Below are 14,757 nucleotides of genomic sequence, written 5' to 3'. Positions count from 1 at the left end.
CGCCGCTTCAGGCGACCCGCTTCATCTTCGCCGCCACCCCGTCCACGATCCGCTGCACCTCCTGGAGGTCCACCGGCTTCGTCAGGTGGTAATCGAATCCCGCCTCGCGTGCTTGCCGCCGGTCTTCCTCCGTCCCCCAGCCCGTCAGCGCCACCAGCACCACCCGACCGAGCCCTTCCTCGGCCCGCAGCCGCTGCGCCACCTCGTAGCCCGTCATTCCCGGCAAACCGATATCCAGGAAGACCACGTCCGGCTCGAACGCGCGCGCCGCGACCAGCGCCGAGGGGCCCGTGTGCGCCACTTCGGTCGTGTGTCCCGTCAATTGGAGCAGCTCTGCCAGGCTCTCCGCGCCGTCGACATTGTCGTCGACCACCAGCACCTTCAGACCGCCAGTCGCTCCTTTGGCCGGCGCATCCCCGCTCGGACCCACCGCTTTGGCTTCCTCGGCAGCTCCGAGGGGTAGGCGCACCGTGAAAATCGAACCTCGGGACGGACCATCACTTGCGGCTTCCACGGTGCCCCCATGGAGCTCCACGAGTCGCCGCACCAGGGTCAAACCGATGCCCAGGCCCCCCTGCGCTCGCTCGATCGAGCGGCCGACCTGCGTGAACATGTCGAACACTTTGGGCAGCATTTCCGGCGGAATGCCTACGCCGGTGTCCTCCACGCGCACGACCACGTGCGCGCCTTCCCGCTCCGCCGCGACGCGGATCCGGCCCCCTGCCGGCGTGTATTTCGCCGCGTTGTTGAGCAGGTTCGCCAGGATCTGCGAAAGCCGCGTCGGGTCGGCCATGAGCCACAGCGGCTCGGTCGGCAGCGACACCGATAACACGTGCCCGGCCGCCTCGATCAGCGGGCGGCTCGTCTCGAGCGCGCTCTCCAGCACCGTCCCGAGCTCCACCCGCGCCTTGCGCAGCTCCACCTTCCCCCGCGTGATGCGCGAGACGTCGAGCAGATCGTCCACCATCCGCACCATGTGCCCGACCTGCCGCTCCATCATCTCGCGAATGCGCCGCGCCTGCGCCTCGTCGCGGGCCATTTGCAGGAGCGTCAGGCCCGTCCGGATCGGGGCAAGCGGGTTTCGGAGCTCGTGGGCGAGCGTCGCCAGAAACTCATCTTTGCGCCGGTCCTGATCGCGCAATTCATCGTAGAGCCGCGCGTTCTCGATCGCCACGGACGCGATGTGCGCGAGCTGGATCAAAATGGCCTCGTCCTGCTCCGTGAACTCGCCTTCGTACTTGTCGGAGAGCTGGATGAGGCCGAGGTTTTTCCCGCTCCGCCCGATGAACGGCGCCGCCAGCCAGCCTCGCATCGGCGGGTGCCGGTCCGCTTCGCCGCTGAAGTTTCGCCACGCCGGATGGGACACGAGCTCGGCCTGCGTGAGCCGCATCGGGCGGTTCGTCTGGCAGACGAGCGCGTAGATGCCCTTGCCCGTGGGCGCCCCCTGGTAATTGCGAAATGCCTCGTACTTCGGCGACAGGGACGGGGCGCTGACCGCCTGGGACCAGTCGTTGCCGAGCGTCAGGCTCGTGACCGACTGGTGCGCGCCGATGATGCGCCGCGCCTCCTCCGTGATCACCCGGAGCACGCTGTCCAGCGACGCGGTCGCGTGAATCGTGAGCGCCGCGTCGGCCACCTGCTCGAGCAGCCGGGCCTGCTCGCGCTCTCGTTCGAGCAACCGCGCGAGCCGCTCCTCGTGGAGCTTGCGGACCGTGGCGTCGACCGTCACCCCGTCGAAGCGCCTGGCCAGCCCGTCCGGCCCGTACGCCGTCCCGCCGAGCGCGCGGATCCATTTGATGGCCCCGGTCTCCGGATCGACCGTCCGGTAATCGATGTCGTACGGCGTTGCATTGTGGATCGAGGTCTCGATGGCCTGCCGCGTCCGCGCCCGGTCGTCCGGGTGAATGCGCTCGTAGAACGTGTCGATCGTCACGCGGGCGTCGGGCGGGAGCCAGAAATGCTCTTTGACGCGTTCGTCCCAGTTGAGCTCGTCGAACGGCAGATCACAATGCCAGAAGCCGATCCCGGCGAGCTCGACCGCGAAATCGAGCCGCTCGTCTCGCTCGCGCAGGCTACGCGCCGTCCGGGCTCGCTCGAGGGCCTCCCAGCAGCGGCCCACGACGGTCCGGACGAGCTCGACCTCCTCGGACGTCCAGCGCCGCGGCCTCGCTTGATCGACGGCCATCAATGCGATGAGCTTGCCGGCCTTGTGTAGCGGGACGCAGATGCCGGCCTGGATCCTTGCCGCCCGATAGGCCGAGAGGTCGTTCGCGGCCCGCGGATCCTGGTCCACGTCGTCCATCACGTACGGCTGGTTCGCCTGCATGGCCTGCTCGAACGCGGGCCCGAAGCCGTCCAACGGCCACCGCCCGGCTATGCTCGGGACGCCCTGCGTGTAGTCACCTGTGACGATGAAGACACGCTCGTCCTCGATTTCGGCATAAACGCAGCGGTCGACGCCGAGGTGCTGGGCGAGCAGGCGTGCCGTCGTGGCCATGATCTCGTCGGGATCGGTGAGCGGCTGCGTGGCGGCGGCGAGCTCCGCGAGGAACCGAAGGCGGCCTTCGCTCGCGCGGAGCGCCTCGTTCGCCTGCTTTCGCTCCTCGGCCAGGGTGAGGACCTTCGTGGCGCTCCCGGCGAACCGCGACAGGCTCGTGAGGATCCGGGCGTCTTCCCGGTCGAACTTCCGCGTCTCGTTGCGTGTGAAGACCCAGACCGTGCCGACGGGTTTGTCGCCGTCGTGAAAGGGGACGGTGAGCGCTTCGACGATGCCCATGTCGGGCACCCCTTCGCGCGGGAACATCTGCGCGGGGTCGCGGAAGAGCAGGGGGGCATTGCGGGCGACGACGACGCCGCAGGGGCTGTTCCACCGATGCATCACCGCGCCGAGGCTGCCCGCGTCCGCTCCTGCGAGGGCGCGCCACCGGAACACCTCCTCGTTGCCGTCGCGCTCGATGACGCTGACGCCGGCCGTGTCTGCCTGGCAGAGGGAAAGGGCGAGCTCGACGAGCTTCGGGAGAATGGCCTCCGGGGCCCCGGTCAGCGTCTCGGCGAGCGCGACGAGGGCGCGGTTTTCGGCTGCATGATCAGGCTGCCTGGACGTGCGACGTGCGAGCTCCACCTCGCAATCTTGCAGAGAGTCCCCTGCGCTCGGGGGGCCCGGCTGTACACGCATGACCCTGGTCCGTGGAAACCTGAATAGGAAGCCAGAGTAACTGACCTAATGGTTCGGGGCAATGAGTAGGGGGGAAAGGATGAGGTAGGGATTTCTCTGAGGGGACCGCTCGCGCGTCTGCCGGCAACCAGCCGGGGCCGGTTCCCACCGGCGCTGGGAACCGGTTCCCACCTGCCGGCGCGTGATGGCCCGAAAACCCGAGGATTTCCGGATGGCACGTGCCCTGCTCGGGTGGGGCGCGGAGGCTTACCATGACCCTTCGTTCCTTCGGTTCCCGTCTCGCCCTGCTCCCCCTCGTTCTCGCGCTCGTACCGGCCTGCGCTGTCGAAATCGTCTCCGGCGGAGGCGCAGAACCCGGCGAGGGAAACCCGCCCAGCGTGCCCGAACCCTCGAACGAGCCCGCGGCCTATGCGGGCAAGGGGTTCGTCGTGCACGAATGGGGCACCGATACCGTGGTCGTCGGCTCGGACGGCTCGCTGCAACGCGGATTGCACCACGAGGAGGAAGATCTCCCGGGCTTCGTCTACGACCGCGTCCGCGCCGGCACGTTGCCGGGCTCGACCTCGGTGCATCTGAAAATGGAGACGCCCGTCACGTACTTTTACGCGGACAAACCGATGAAGGCGCGCGTGCAGGTGGCGTTCCCGAGCGGCGTGCTCACGCAATGGTACCCCGCGGTGGCGAGTTTTTACCCGTGGGTGGCCGAGGCGTACGCGGTGCCGGGCCTCGTCGCCGCCGGTGATCCGGTGCTCGATCCGGCGTTTCCCTGGAATGGGCCGACCTGCCAGGAGAAATACGGCGCCGTCGGGCAGGGGCTGCTCGACTGGGGCGAGGTGGAGATCCTGCCGCGTGGCGAGGACGTTCCGCTGCCCGAGGCCTCGCTCGACGCATTCACGTGGAGCCACGCGCGCGCCGTCGACGCGAATGCGGTGCGCGTGACGGCCGCGCCGACGGCGAGCGGCTCGCCCGAGGCCGAGCGTTTCCTTTTTTATCGAGGCCTCGGCAACCTCACGCCGCCCGCGCGCGTGACCGCGGCCGCGGGCGCGGTCCGCGTCGAGAACACCCTACCCGATGCGCTCGGGGCGCTCTTCGTGGTGAACGTCGGCCCCGCGGGCGGCGCGTTTTCCGTGGTCCCCGCGGGCGTTTCGCCCGGCCAAACCGTGGACCTCGACGCCCCGACGCTCGCCTCCGCCGCGCCGCTCGATGCGTTCGCCGAGGCGCTCGGCGAGGCCGTGACGAGCGCGCTCGACGGCGCGGGGCTCTACCACGACGAATCCCTCGCCATGGTGGCGACCTGGAAGCGGCAATGGTTCCGCACCCCGGGCCTGCGCGTGTTTTACCTCGCGCCCCAAACGTGGACCGACGCGACCTTGCCGCTCTCCGTCGACCCCGCGCCGGACAGCGTGACCCGCGTCATGATGATTCGCGTCGAGGTGATCACGCCCGACCTCGAGGAGGGCGACGTCGCCGCAGCGAAGGGCCTCGCGGATCCGGCGACCGAGGTCGCGTCGAAGGCTCATTTCCAGGGCCTCGGCCGGTTCGCCGAGCCACGCCTGCGCCGCGCCCTCGGTCTGCTCGGCCAGCCTTCCTGGGGCGAGCCGTTCCTCGCGGCGGTGACCTCCGCCGAGACGCGCGCCACGGTGGGCGAATGAGCGGATAGACTCGGACGCCATGGGACGCCGCGACCGAGATGCGCTTCTCGTGCATGCCCGATATGCGGCCGGCGAGCCGCTCGGGCGCGGCGCGCAAGGGATCGTACTGCGCGTGGTGGATCGGGAGGATCCGGGCCGCTCGCTCACGGCGAAGGTGTTCCGGCCGGGCGCGTTCGAGCCTTCGGCCTTGCTGGGCGAGTTCGCGTTGCTCTCGCGGCTGCGACTGCCCGGCGTGGTGCGGGCGCACGACCTCGGCCACGACGAGCGGACGGGAGCGCCCTTTCTGGTGGAGGATTTCGTGCCGGGGCTCGATGCGGCGACATGGGTGCGAGGCGCGACGGGCGACGCGGATCGCAATCGGCGGCTCGCGGACCTCTGCGCGGGTGTCGCGGCCTCGCTCGCGGCGCTGCACGACGCGGGCTTTTTGCACGGGGATCTCAAGCCGGCGCACGTGCGGATGCGGCCCGACACGGACCGCGAGCGGCCCGTCCTGCTCGACCTTGGCGCGGCGGTGTTTTTCCGGGCGCGTGCGCTGGGACAATCGATCGCGGCCTCGCCCGGGTATGCGGCGCCGGAGGTGCTGGCGGGCGCGGCGCCGACGATTCGTTCGGACCTGTATGGCCTCGGTGCGCTCGCCTGGGCCGCGGCGACGGGCGCGCCTCCGCCGCTGGGAAATACGAAAAAGAGGTTGTCTGCGTCGTGCCCGTGGCTCCGGCCCACGCTCGCCGAGATCGTCGAGGCGCTCGTCGAGGTGCACCCGCTCGATCGGCCCGAGGATACGCGTCGGGTTCTGTCGTTCCTCGGGGCCTCGGCGACAAGGGCGGGCGAGCGGCTCGGGGCGCCGCCAACGCCTGTCGGACGGGAGGCGGAGATCGCCGCGCTCTCCGCGCCGTCCGTATCGCCCGTTCGTTATGTCGTGGGGCCGAGCGGCGCGGGAAAAAGCCACCTCGCGCGGGAGCTCTTGACGCGTACGTTATGCGCGGGCCGGGCCGCGCGGCTTGTCTCGTTGCCCGCGGAGGCGGGCTCGATCGTGCCGCGTCTGATCGGGTTTTTCCGCGGAATGGAGCCGGCGCCGCCGCTCGCGCCCGCGGCGGAGGGCGGGACGGCGCTGCTCTTGATCGACGGGCTCGAAGCGGGTCCGCCGGAGCTCGCGGCGGCCCTCGATGCGTATCGTTGCCGCAACGCACGGGCGCCGGGGCTCGACGTGGTGGTGACGGCGCGCGCCGCGCCTGCGGGCGCGGATGTGCTCGGGATCGAGCCGCTCGCGGGGGAGGCGTTTGTCGCGCTTTGCCATTCGCTCGGTTTGTCCGACGCGGCGGCGATCGAACGCGCGCGGGCGGCCTCGGAGGGTTTGCCCGGGTGGCTCCTCGCGTCGCTCGGGCGGGTGCCGCTCGAACGGGATACGGCGCTTGGGCGGGCCTCTGGTTTGCCTCTGGGGGCGCGGGGCGTGCTCGCGGCGATCGCGCTGTCGGGCGGGGCCATGCCCGAGGGGGTTTGTCATGTGATCACGCGGCGTCTCGGGGGCGAGGGGGCGTCGCTGCTCGCGGAGCTTCTGTCGGCGTCCTTGATCGGACGTCGGGTATCCGGGGACGTGCGGTACGTGCTTTCCTCGCCCGAGCTCGGGCCCGATCTCGCGGCGGCGCTCGCTACACCGGAGCTCGTGGACCTCGTGGCCGAGGTTTGGCTGAGCGAGCCAAATGCCGATGCCGCGGCGCTGCTCTCCGTGGCGAAGGCGGCGGCGCTGTCCACGCGGCGGGACGAACTCCTCGCGCGGGCGGCGCGGGCGGCGCGAGAGAGCGGGCTTCTTTCGCTCGAAATCGAGGCGCTTTTGTTGCTTTTGCAAAACCCGGCGCAGCGCACACGGGACTTGCTTTGCCGCCTCGAGCGGCTGGTCCGCGACGCGGGTTTGCCCGGGGCGCATCCCGAGGTGCTCCGCTGGCTCGACGAGGCGGCCTCGCAGGACGCGAGCTTGCGCCCGCTCTCGTTGCGACGGCGCGCCGAGCAAAAGGCCCGCGCCGGCGCGACGCCGGAGGCGCGCGCGCTCGCCGAGGAGGCGCTCGCGGCGGCGCGGCGCACGCACGATCGGCAGGCCGAGGCGTTTGCCCACGGCACGCTCGGCCTCGTGGCATTGTTCTCCGCCGATTACACCGACGCGGCCGAGCATCTCGCCCGCGTGCAGGCGATCCTCGGCGAGCGGGGCTCGGACGATCCCGAGGAGCTCGCGCGGATCCACCACAATGCGGGCGTCGTGGCCCTGTATCGGAATCGCGCGGAGCAGGCAATCGAAACGTTCTCGCGGGCGCTCGGGGAGAAGCGGGGCCTCGGGGATCGCGCGGGGATGCGCTCGTGTTTGATGAACCTCGGCATGGCGCTCGGGCGCGCGGGACGGCATGCCGAGGCGGAGGCGGCGCTCGCCGAGGCGACGTTGCTCTCGCGATCCCTCGGGCAAGAGGCGGGGCTCGGCTGGTGCCTTTTTACGCGCGCGGAGCTCGAGGTTCGTCGCGGCCATTTCGCGGCGGCGGCGCCGTTCGTCGTGGAGGCGTGGGCGCTCGGGGAATCGCTGCCCGCGGTGGTGCGGGCCGACCTTTTGATCCTGCGCGCGCGGATCCGGGCGCGCGCGGGCGACGGCGCGGGCGCGCTCGCGGCGCTCGGTGAGCTCTCGGCCGAGGCGCGGGCGCGGGATGCGCTCGTCGATGTGCGGGCGCGACTCGCGGAGGTGGAGGCGAGGCTCGCGACGTTGCCGACAGAGCCACGGCGCGCGGGGCGGATCGCGATCGGGGCGCTCCGGCGCGCGCGGGAGGCGCGGCTCGTGGAGGGCGAGGCCGAAGCGCGGGAAGCCCTTTCGCGTGCGCTCGCGGCGCGGCGACCGGTTCGATATGCTCCGCGCATGGCGGCGGAGGACGCGGGGGAGGAAGCGCTCTGGGAATTTCTCGCCGGCGCGGCGCGCGCGTCTCCCGAGGAGCTTGGCCTCGACCTCGCGCGGCGCATCGCTTCGCGCGCGGGCGCGGAGCGGGCGTTCGTGGTGCTCGCCTGCGGGGCGGTGCGGATCGGCTCGGTGTACGGCGCGGATCTGGACGGGCTCGCCCTCACGGAGGCCGGGAAGCGGCTCGACGCGGGCCTCCTGCGAGAGGCGCTCGGCAGCGCGGAGCCATTGTATCAGCGGGACATACCCACCGCGGGCGGTCGAGGCGCGCGGCTCGTCGTCGCGGGACCCGAGGGGCCGCAGGGCAGCGCGATCGTCGTGGTCGAACATCGATTCCGGCCCGGCGCATTCGATCGCGTGACGGCCGCGGAGGCGCGTCGATGGGGCATTCTCGCGGCGCTTGTCTTTCGACTCTCGGCCGCTGCCGAGCCGGAGGAGGAGACGCTCGCCCCGCGCCCGGTGACCCGGAAGGATCCGGGTTTGGCAGGGAAACCTGCGCCGGATCCGCCGGGCGCGACGACGTTGATTCCGGTCTCCGGGCCGCGCCGCAGTTTTCCCGGGATCGTGGGCGATTCCCCGGCGCTCACGCGCGCGCTCGGGCGGCTCGAAGCGGCGCTCCCGAGTGATCTGCCGGTCCTCGTCGTCGGCGAGACCGGCGTGGGGAAGGAGATTTTCGCGCGGGCGCTGCATGACCTTGGTCCGCGGGCGCGGGGTCCGTTCGTCGCGATGAACTGCGGCGGGATCCCGGACACGCTTTTCGAGGCGGAGCTCTTCGGGCACGCGCGTGGCGCCTTCACGGGCGCGGAGCGCGCGCGGACGGGGCTCCTCGTGCAGGCGAACGGCGGGACGCTTTTGCTCGACGAGATCGGCGAGCTCTCGCTCCTCCGTCAGGCCTCGCTCTTGCGGGCGCTCGAAGCGCGGCGATTCCGGCCGATCGGCAGCGACGAGGAGCGCGCCTTCGACGTACGGATCGTGGCCGCGACGAACCGCGACCTCGAAAAGGCGGTGGCCGACGGAACGTTCCGGCAGGACCTCTTTTATCGATTGAATGCGATCACGATCCGCGTCCCGCCCTTGCGCGAGCGGGCCGAGGACGTGCCGCTCCTCTGCCGCGCCTTCCTTCCGGGCGCGACGTTCGCCGAGGACGCGCTCGCCGCGCTCTCGGCGCATCCCTGGCCCGGCAACGTGCGCGAGCTACGCAACGTGATGGAGCGGCTCGGCGTGCTCGGCGCGTCGCGGATCGAACGGGCGCACCTGCCGCGGGCGATCCGGGGGCGGGGCGCGGCGATCCCCGAAGCGGACGAGCGTGCGCCGATCCGGCGGGCCCTCGCGGAGACGGGAGGGAACATCAGCCAGGCGGCTTCGCTCTTGGGTTTGTCGAGGCAGGGGCTGAAGAAACGAATGGTGCGGCTCGGGATGCGCGAGCCGACCACTTCGCGGAAAAAGCTCGGGTAGGTGGTGGACGTGATGGGCAGGGATGCAATGCGGACATGGGTGGCGTTTTTCGGGGCGATTTGTCTCGCGGGTTGCGGCGCGGAGGCGGAGGGTTCGTCCGATGGAACGGCGCCGCTCGTTTGCGCGGCGACGGCGGCGGAGGGGATCGAGGTCGCGGCGACGGACGGCTCGGGGGAAAACGGGTATTCGCTGGGATATGCGCCGCACGCCGTGGCGAGTTGCCTTCTCGTGTACGTGCATCCGGATGGATCGCTGCGGGCGCGGGATCTCGCGCGGGGCGGCGAGGAGACGCTCGCGGAGGCGGTCGAGGCGCCGCGGCGGCCCACGGCGTTCGGCGGGGTCGTGGCCTGGGAAGCCCTGGAGGCGGGGCAGCGCGTGGTGCGGGTGCGCGCGGAGGGAGCGACGCGGACGGTGACGGGCCCGTTTGATCACGCGGGGGAGCCTCGCGCCGCGGGGGATGCGGTGGTGTTCACGGCCTGGCTCTCGGCGGAGGAGGCGGGGGATACGGATATTTTTCTTTACGAGCCGGGAAAGGCCTCTGTCATCGTCGTGGCGAGCGGACCCGGACAGCAGCGATTTCCCGATATTTCGGATACGTACGTGGCGTTTGCCGATTTCGCGGAGGACGCCGACGGCCGGTTCGACGAGAATGCGACCGACGCTTCGGATGTGGTCGTGATGGAGCGCGGGACGGGACGAACGACACGCCGCGCGCGGCCGGGAAAACAAGCCTTTCCGCTTCTCGGCGCCGACGAGCGTGTGGTCTACCTCGAATGGGGGCCGCTGCACCCGGAGCCGAAGTTCAGCGCGTATACGCTGATCGTGGGGGACGTGGGTGCGTCCGGGGAGACGGACGTGGCGGTCGTGGACATCGAGACGGCGCGGCCGTATGTGCGGCCGACGGCGCGGGGGGGCTTCATCGAATGGGTGCAATGGCGGAATGGAGCGCCCGCCACGCTGTTCCGGCAGCCGGCGGATCTGGGCGCGGAAGCGACGGTGGTGACGGGCATGGAGAGCGATGAGCTTCATGCGCCGGTCGCGGGGGAGGGGATGACCGTGGTCGCGGCGCGCGCGGCGGCCGGGGCGATGGTGATCCGCGCGGCGGAGCGGTGAGCTTCAGCGCCTGGTTTTTCGAACGAGACCACGTGCGGAGGCGAATCCACGTCGACGCTCGGGCCGCAGCCTGCCGCGGCAAACAGCGTTATGAGAGCAGCCTTTCGTGCATCATTTGTCTTTCAAGAAAGCACGACATGGCCCTATGCTCGCGCCGTCTCCCCGGAGAAGCCATGCCCTTCCGACCCGATCCCACGTTTTATCCGTCGCCGCGTATGGCCATGGACGCGCCGCGCGAGCGGCTCGCCTACGTCGCCGCCCCGGACGCGAACGCCGTGCTCGGACGCCCGAACCCGCTCCGCGACGGCCTCGCCACGGTCGACCTCGACCCGCGGTCGCCCACGTACAGCCAGATCATCGCCCTCGCCGAGGTGCCGAACTTCGGCGACGAGCTGCATCATTCCGGCTGGAACGCGTGCAGCGCCGCGCTCTGCCCGTACGCGCCGCACCCCCACGTGGAGCGCCGCTACCTGATGCTGCCGGCCCTGCGTTCGTCGCGCATCTACGTCTTCGACACGAAGCTCGATCCGCGCAGGCCCAAGCTCGTCCGCACGATCGAGGCCGAGGAGATCGCCTCGCGCACCGGCTACTCGCGCCCGCACACGCTGCACTGCGGGCCCGACGGGATCTACGTCTCGGCGCTCGGCAACCCCGCGGGCGAGGGCCCCGGCGGCATCTTCGTCCTCGACTGCGAGAGCTTCGACGTGCTCGGCCGCTGGGAGATCGACCGCGGGCCGCAGCACCTGCACTACGATTTCTGGTGGCACCTCGGCCACGACACGCTGATTTCGAGCGAGTGGGGCACACCGAACATGATCGAGAACGGCGTGGTGCCGGAGCTGCTCCTCGGCAAGAAGTACGGCCATCGGCTGCACGTCTGGGATCTCAGGCGCCGCAAGCACGTCCAGGCGCTCGACATCGGCGACGAGCACCAGATGGCCCTCGAACTGCGCCCGGCCCACGATCCCACGAAGGCCTGGGGCTTCATGGGCGTGGTCATCAGCGTCGCGGACCTCTCGGCCTCGGTCTGGCTCTGGTACCGCGAAGGCGAGCGCTGGGCGATCAAGAAGGTGATCACGATCCCGGCCGAGCCCGCCTCGGCGGACCTCTTGCCGCCGCTGCTCAAGGGCTTCGGCGCCGTGCCGCCGCTCGTGACGGACATCAACCTGTCGCTCGACGACAAGTACCTCTACGTGTCCTGCTGGGGCACGGGCGAGCTCCGGCAGTACGACGTGTCGAACCCGCACGAGCCGAAACACGTGGGCTCGGTGCACATCGGCGGCATCGCGCGGCGCACGCCGCACCCGCGCTCGGGCGGTCCGCTCACGGGCGCGCCGCAGATGGTCGAGGTGAGCCGCGACGGCAAGCGCATCTATTTCACGAGCGGCCTCTACACGACCTGGGATGAGCAGTTCTACCCGGACGGGCTCAAGGGCTGGATGGTCAAGGTCGACGTCAAGGAAGGCGGCGGGATCGAGCTGGATCCGGACTTCTTCGTGGACTTCGGGCCGCGCCGGGCCCACCAGGTCCGGCTCGAAGGCGGCGACGCTTCCTCGGATTCGTTCTGCTACCCGTGACCAGCATCTGGCCCTGGATCACGCTCGCGGCCCTCGGCGCCTACCACGGCTTGAGCCCCGGCATGGGCTGGCTCTTCGCGGTGGCGCTCGGGCTGCAAGAGAAGAGCGGAAAAGCCGTGCTACGCGCGCTCGTCCCCATCGCGATCGGCCACGCCGCGAGCGTGGGCCTCGCGGTGGGGCTGCTCGCGGCGGGCAAGGCGAGCATTCCGACGGGCATCTTGCCGTGGATCACCGGCGGGGTGCTCGTGGCGTTCGGCATCTTCAAGCTCGTGCGCCCGCGGCACCCGCGCTGGGTGGGCATGCGCGTGAGCGCGCGTGACCTCGTGGTGTGGTCGTTCCTGATGGCCACGGCGCACGGCGCGGGGCTCATGCTGCTGCCGGTCTTCGTGCTCGGCGAGGACAACCCCGCGCCTTGCCACGGCCCGTCGTGCCACGACGCCGCGGGGATCTCGCTGTCGAGTCCCGGCGGATACCTGGCCGCGATCTCGCTGCACACGCTGGCGATGCTGGCGGTCTCGGCGATCGTGGCGCTGATCGTCTACTACAAGGTCGGGCTCGCGATGCTCCGGCGCGCGTGGTTCGACCTCGATCGCGTCTGGGCGGGGGCCTTGATCCTCGCAGGGGTGATCGGGCTCGTGCTCTGAACGGCGCCGCGCCGGGGCTCTGCCCCGGACCCCGCGGGGGCTGTTCGCCCCTCGACCCGAACCAGGGCAAGCCCTGGACCATTTGGGGAAGAACTGCGCGATGCGCAGTTCTTCCCACAGGCCGGTGGCAAGACCATGGAGGTGCGTTGCACGCTGGCGACGGGCGCGTGGCCCGTTGAACCGTCAACGCCGCGGTCTTGGCAGGCAGGATCGTCGCCGGTCTTGACCTGGCCTGTTCGATGAACTGCGCATCGCGCAGTTCATCGACCCCGGGTCCAGCGCTTGCGCTGGTCCGGGTCCCGGGGCGGATAGCCCCGGGTGGGGCCTGGGGCAAAGCCCCAGCGCAGCGCCACCCAGATGAGACCAATGCTCAGCCCTGAGCAAGACCCCCACGGCGATCGTTGGGTTGTGCAGGACGCGCATGTGCGCCAAGAAGAAGGTCGGGACGGGCCTGCTCGACGGAGTGGTGACCGGCCCCTTTCGAGGTGCCCATGTTGAAGACGTTCCTCAGTCAAGCCATCGCGGCGGCGCTCGCGGTCCTGGTCGCAAGCAAGATCATGCCCGGGGTTCGGGTCCGCAAGGGCAACACGGCGATCGGCATCGCTGTCGCGTTCGCGGTGCTCAACCTGTTCTTCGGGTGGCTCTTGCGGGCCGTGCTCGCCGTCGTGCTCCTGCCCGCCGCCGTGCTCACGTTCGGCTTGCCCTACCTCGTGCTCGGCCTGCTCGTGAACGCGATATTGCTCTACATCACCGACAAGTTCATCGACGATTTCGAGATCAAGGGCTTCTGGCCGCTCGTCGGGACGGCCGGGCTGATCTCCGTCGCCGCGTGGCTTTTGCCGCGCATCTTTTGAGGACGCCCCTACGAAAGTGCGGGACGGCGCGCGCAATCGACGGATCGCGCGACGCCGCCCGCTGGCATCCTTGACGTGTTCAGGATGGCCCTCCACCACGCGGCTCAAACGGACGACGTCGCGCTGCTCGATGCGCTCCTGCATGCGTTCGACAGCAACGCGGAAATCGTCGACTTGCTCCTCGAGCGTTGCGCGGATCCGAACGCCAGGACGCTGAGCCAGCGCAGGTGGCAGGTCGGCAGGCAATACGTCATCGGCGCCGGAGCGAGCCCGCTCGACCTCGCGCTCGTCAATCGCCACGATGCCGTGGCAGCGCGTATCGTCGCCGCCGGCGGCGTTCGGACGACAGCGCAGGTCGAGCGATACTGACGCCCGCATCTCATTCCAACGCCCTCGCACCATTCAGGGCGGATCGTGGGGGCTCCCGCGACGAACCAATGAGGTCCACGTCGCCGGGGACAAACGGAAGGGCCACGCGGCCAACGTCCTCCATTATGCTGAGTATGGCATTCCCGAATACTTCATTTTCGATCGGGGACGCCTCACACTTCACGGCTACCGCGTGCCGTCGCCCAAGGCGCGCCGATGAGGAGCGCGCCCGCGCCGACCGCGCCGAGGTCGAGCTCGCGGCCGTGCGGGCCGAGCTCGAGCGTTTTCGTCGCTCCTGAACCCTGCCATCGCGCCTCTGCCGTCATCGACGGCTCGGCCCTTCATCGCAAAACGCCCCGGTCGGCCGCTCCCCTCGCCTCTTCGTCGACGCGCTTGCCCGGGTTGCGACGCGGCGCGGCGGGAGTACAGATTCCCTCGTCACGCGTCACGTCGGAGGGGGGCATGGCGTACCGGATGGAGGACCTGATCCGCGGGTCCATGCGTGGTGGGCTCATTTTCGGGTATGTCCCCGCGTCGCCGGAGCACGCATCTCCCGCGATGTACAAATCGGCCCTGAGCGCCGAGCTCGACCGCATGAAGGCCGCGGGGCTCGCGGCCGATGCGTGCATTTCGAGCGAGCTCGAGGAGCTCGACGAGGCGCGCTTCTCGCCCGGCATCACGCTCTGCGGCCTCGTCCCGGATCGCGTCGGGCCGCAGGATCTCGAGCGGATCCTGCGCTGCGTGAAGAGCGACGACCGTCCCTACTTCTCGAAGCGCTTTCGCGCCGATCCCGCAAAGCACCGAAAAAAGCCGCCCTCGCTCGCTCCGCAGCAACGGTCGAGCCTGTTCGAGCTCTTCCCCGAGGTGCACCAGGATTTCGTCCTGTTCATCTCGCACGAGCCACGCGTGGCCGAGCTCTTGCGGCTCTCCGCGCACGCAAGCTCACCGCTCTTCGATTACCGGCACCACTACCGGATCCTCGATCTGCCCTGAGC

10 protein-coding genes are annotated in these 14,757 nt (G+C 70.3%); 8 read left to right on the top strand and 2 right to left on the bottom strand.

The window, feature by feature from the left end:
• Positions 1-7 precede the first annotated feature (7 nt).
• Positions 8-3,121 (bottom strand): GAF domain-containing protein, encoded by a 3,114-nt coding sequence (locus KEG38_RS28260; protein WP_272418741.1) that lies wholly within the window; start codon positions 3,119-3,121, stop codon positions 8-10.
• A 305-nt stretch (positions 3,122-3,426) separates the two neighbouring features.
• Between KEG38_RS28260 and KEG38_RS28255 the strand changes: the two genes are divergently transcribed.
• The 7 genes from KEG38_RS28255 to KEG38_RS28225 all read left to right on the top strand — a co-directional run bounded on the left by KEG38_RS28255 (position 3,427) and on the right by KEG38_RS28225 (position 13,762).
• Positions 3,427-4,827, top strand: coding sequence for a hypothetical protein (locus KEG38_RS28255; protein ID WP_272418743.1), 1,401 nt, complete (start codon positions 3,427-3,429; stop codon positions 4,825-4,827).
• Positions 4,828-4,846: 19 nt separating this feature from the next.
• On the top strand, positions 4,847-9,205 hold the full coding sequence (locus KEG38_RS28250) for a sigma 54-interacting transcriptional regulator (RefSeq protein ID WP_272418744.1): 4,359 nt from the start codon (positions 4,847-4,849) through the stop codon (positions 9,203-9,205).
• 12 nt (positions 9,206-9,217) lie between these two features.
• A complete protein-coding gene (locus KEG38_RS28245) occupies positions 9,218-10,318 on the top strand; it encodes a hypothetical protein (RefSeq protein ID WP_272418745.1) in 1,101 nt (366 codons plus the stop codon).
• A 173-nt stretch (positions 10,319-10,491) separates the two neighbouring features.
• A complete protein-coding gene (locus KEG38_RS28240; protein ID WP_272418746.1) occupies positions 10,492-11,895 on the top strand; it encodes a selenium-binding family protein in 1,404 nt (467 codons plus the stop codon).
• On the top strand, positions 11,892-12,539 hold the full coding sequence (locus KEG38_RS28235) for a hypothetical protein (RefSeq protein WP_272418747.1): 648 nt from the start codon (positions 11,892-11,894) through the stop codon (positions 12,537-12,539). The genes KEG38_RS28240 and KEG38_RS28235 overlap by 4 nt, the downstream gene beginning before the upstream one ends.
• A 491-nt stretch (positions 12,540-13,030) precedes the next feature.
• Complete coding sequence (locus tag KEG38_RS28230; protein WP_272423051.1) at positions 13,031-13,393, top strand: phage holin family protein; 363 nt, start codon at positions 13,031-13,033, stop codon at positions 13,391-13,393.
• A gap of 84 nt (positions 13,394-13,477) precedes the next feature.
• On the top strand, positions 13,478-13,762 hold the full coding sequence (locus tag KEG38_RS28225; RefSeq protein WP_272423050.1) for a hypothetical protein: 285 nt from the start codon (positions 13,478-13,480) through the stop codon (positions 13,760-13,762).
• 173 nt (positions 13,763-13,935) lie between these two features.
• On the opposite strand, the gene KEG38_RS28220 is transcribed toward KEG38_RS28225, so the two are convergent.
• Positions 13,936-14,088, bottom strand: a complete 153-nt coding sequence (locus KEG38_RS28220) for a hypothetical protein (protein WP_272423049.1) — start codon at positions 14,086-14,088, stop codon at positions 13,936-13,938.
• A 136-nt stretch (positions 14,089-14,224) separates the two neighbouring features.
• Here KEG38_RS28220 and KEG38_RS28215 point away from each other — a divergent pair, with 136 nt between their 5' ends.
• Entirely contained in the window at positions 14,225-14,755 is a 531-nt protein-coding gene (locus KEG38_RS28215; RefSeq protein WP_272423048.1) for a hypothetical protein, read from the top strand.
• Positions 14,756-14,757 lie beyond the last annotated feature (2 nt).

Source organism: Polyangium jinanense (genome assembly GCF_028435265.1).
GTDB lineage: Bacteria > Myxococcota_A > Polyangia > Polyangiales > Polyangiaceae > Polyangium > Polyangium jinanense.
Note: the sequence above shows the minus strand (reverse complement) of the source record. Positions and strands in the feature narration are given on the sequence as shown.

Coding starts and splice junctions, on each gene's coding strand:
- KEG38_RS28255 (WP_272418743.1), top strand. CDS start 3,427: ATGACCCTTCGTTCCTTCGGTTCCCGTCTCGCCCTGCTCCCCCTCGTT.
- KEG38_RS28250 (WP_272418744.1), top strand. CDS start 4,847: ATGGGACGCCGCGACCGAGATGCGCTTCTCGTGCATGCCCGATATGCG.
- KEG38_RS28245 (WP_272418745.1), top strand. CDS start 9,218: ATGGGCAGGGATGCAATGCGGACATGGGTGGCGTTTTTCGGGGCGATT.
- KEG38_RS28240 (WP_272418746.1), top strand. CDS start 10,492: ATGCCCTTCCGACCCGATCCCACGTTTTATCCGTCGCCGCGTATGGCC.
- KEG38_RS28230 (WP_272423051.1), top strand. CDS start 13,031: ATGTTGAAGACGTTCCTCAGTCAAGCCATCGCGGCGGCGCTCGCGGTC.
- KEG38_RS28225 (WP_272423050.1), top strand. CDS start 13,478: ATGGCCCTCCACCACGCGGCTCAAACGGACGACGTCGCGCTGCTCGAT.
- KEG38_RS28220 (WP_272423049.1), bottom strand. CDS start 14,088: ATGACGGCAGAGGCGCGATGGCAGGGTTCAGGAGCGACGAAAACGCTC.
- KEG38_RS28215 (WP_272423048.1), top strand. CDS start 14,225: ATGGCGTACCGGATGGAGGACCTGATCCGCGGGTCCATGCGTGGTGGG.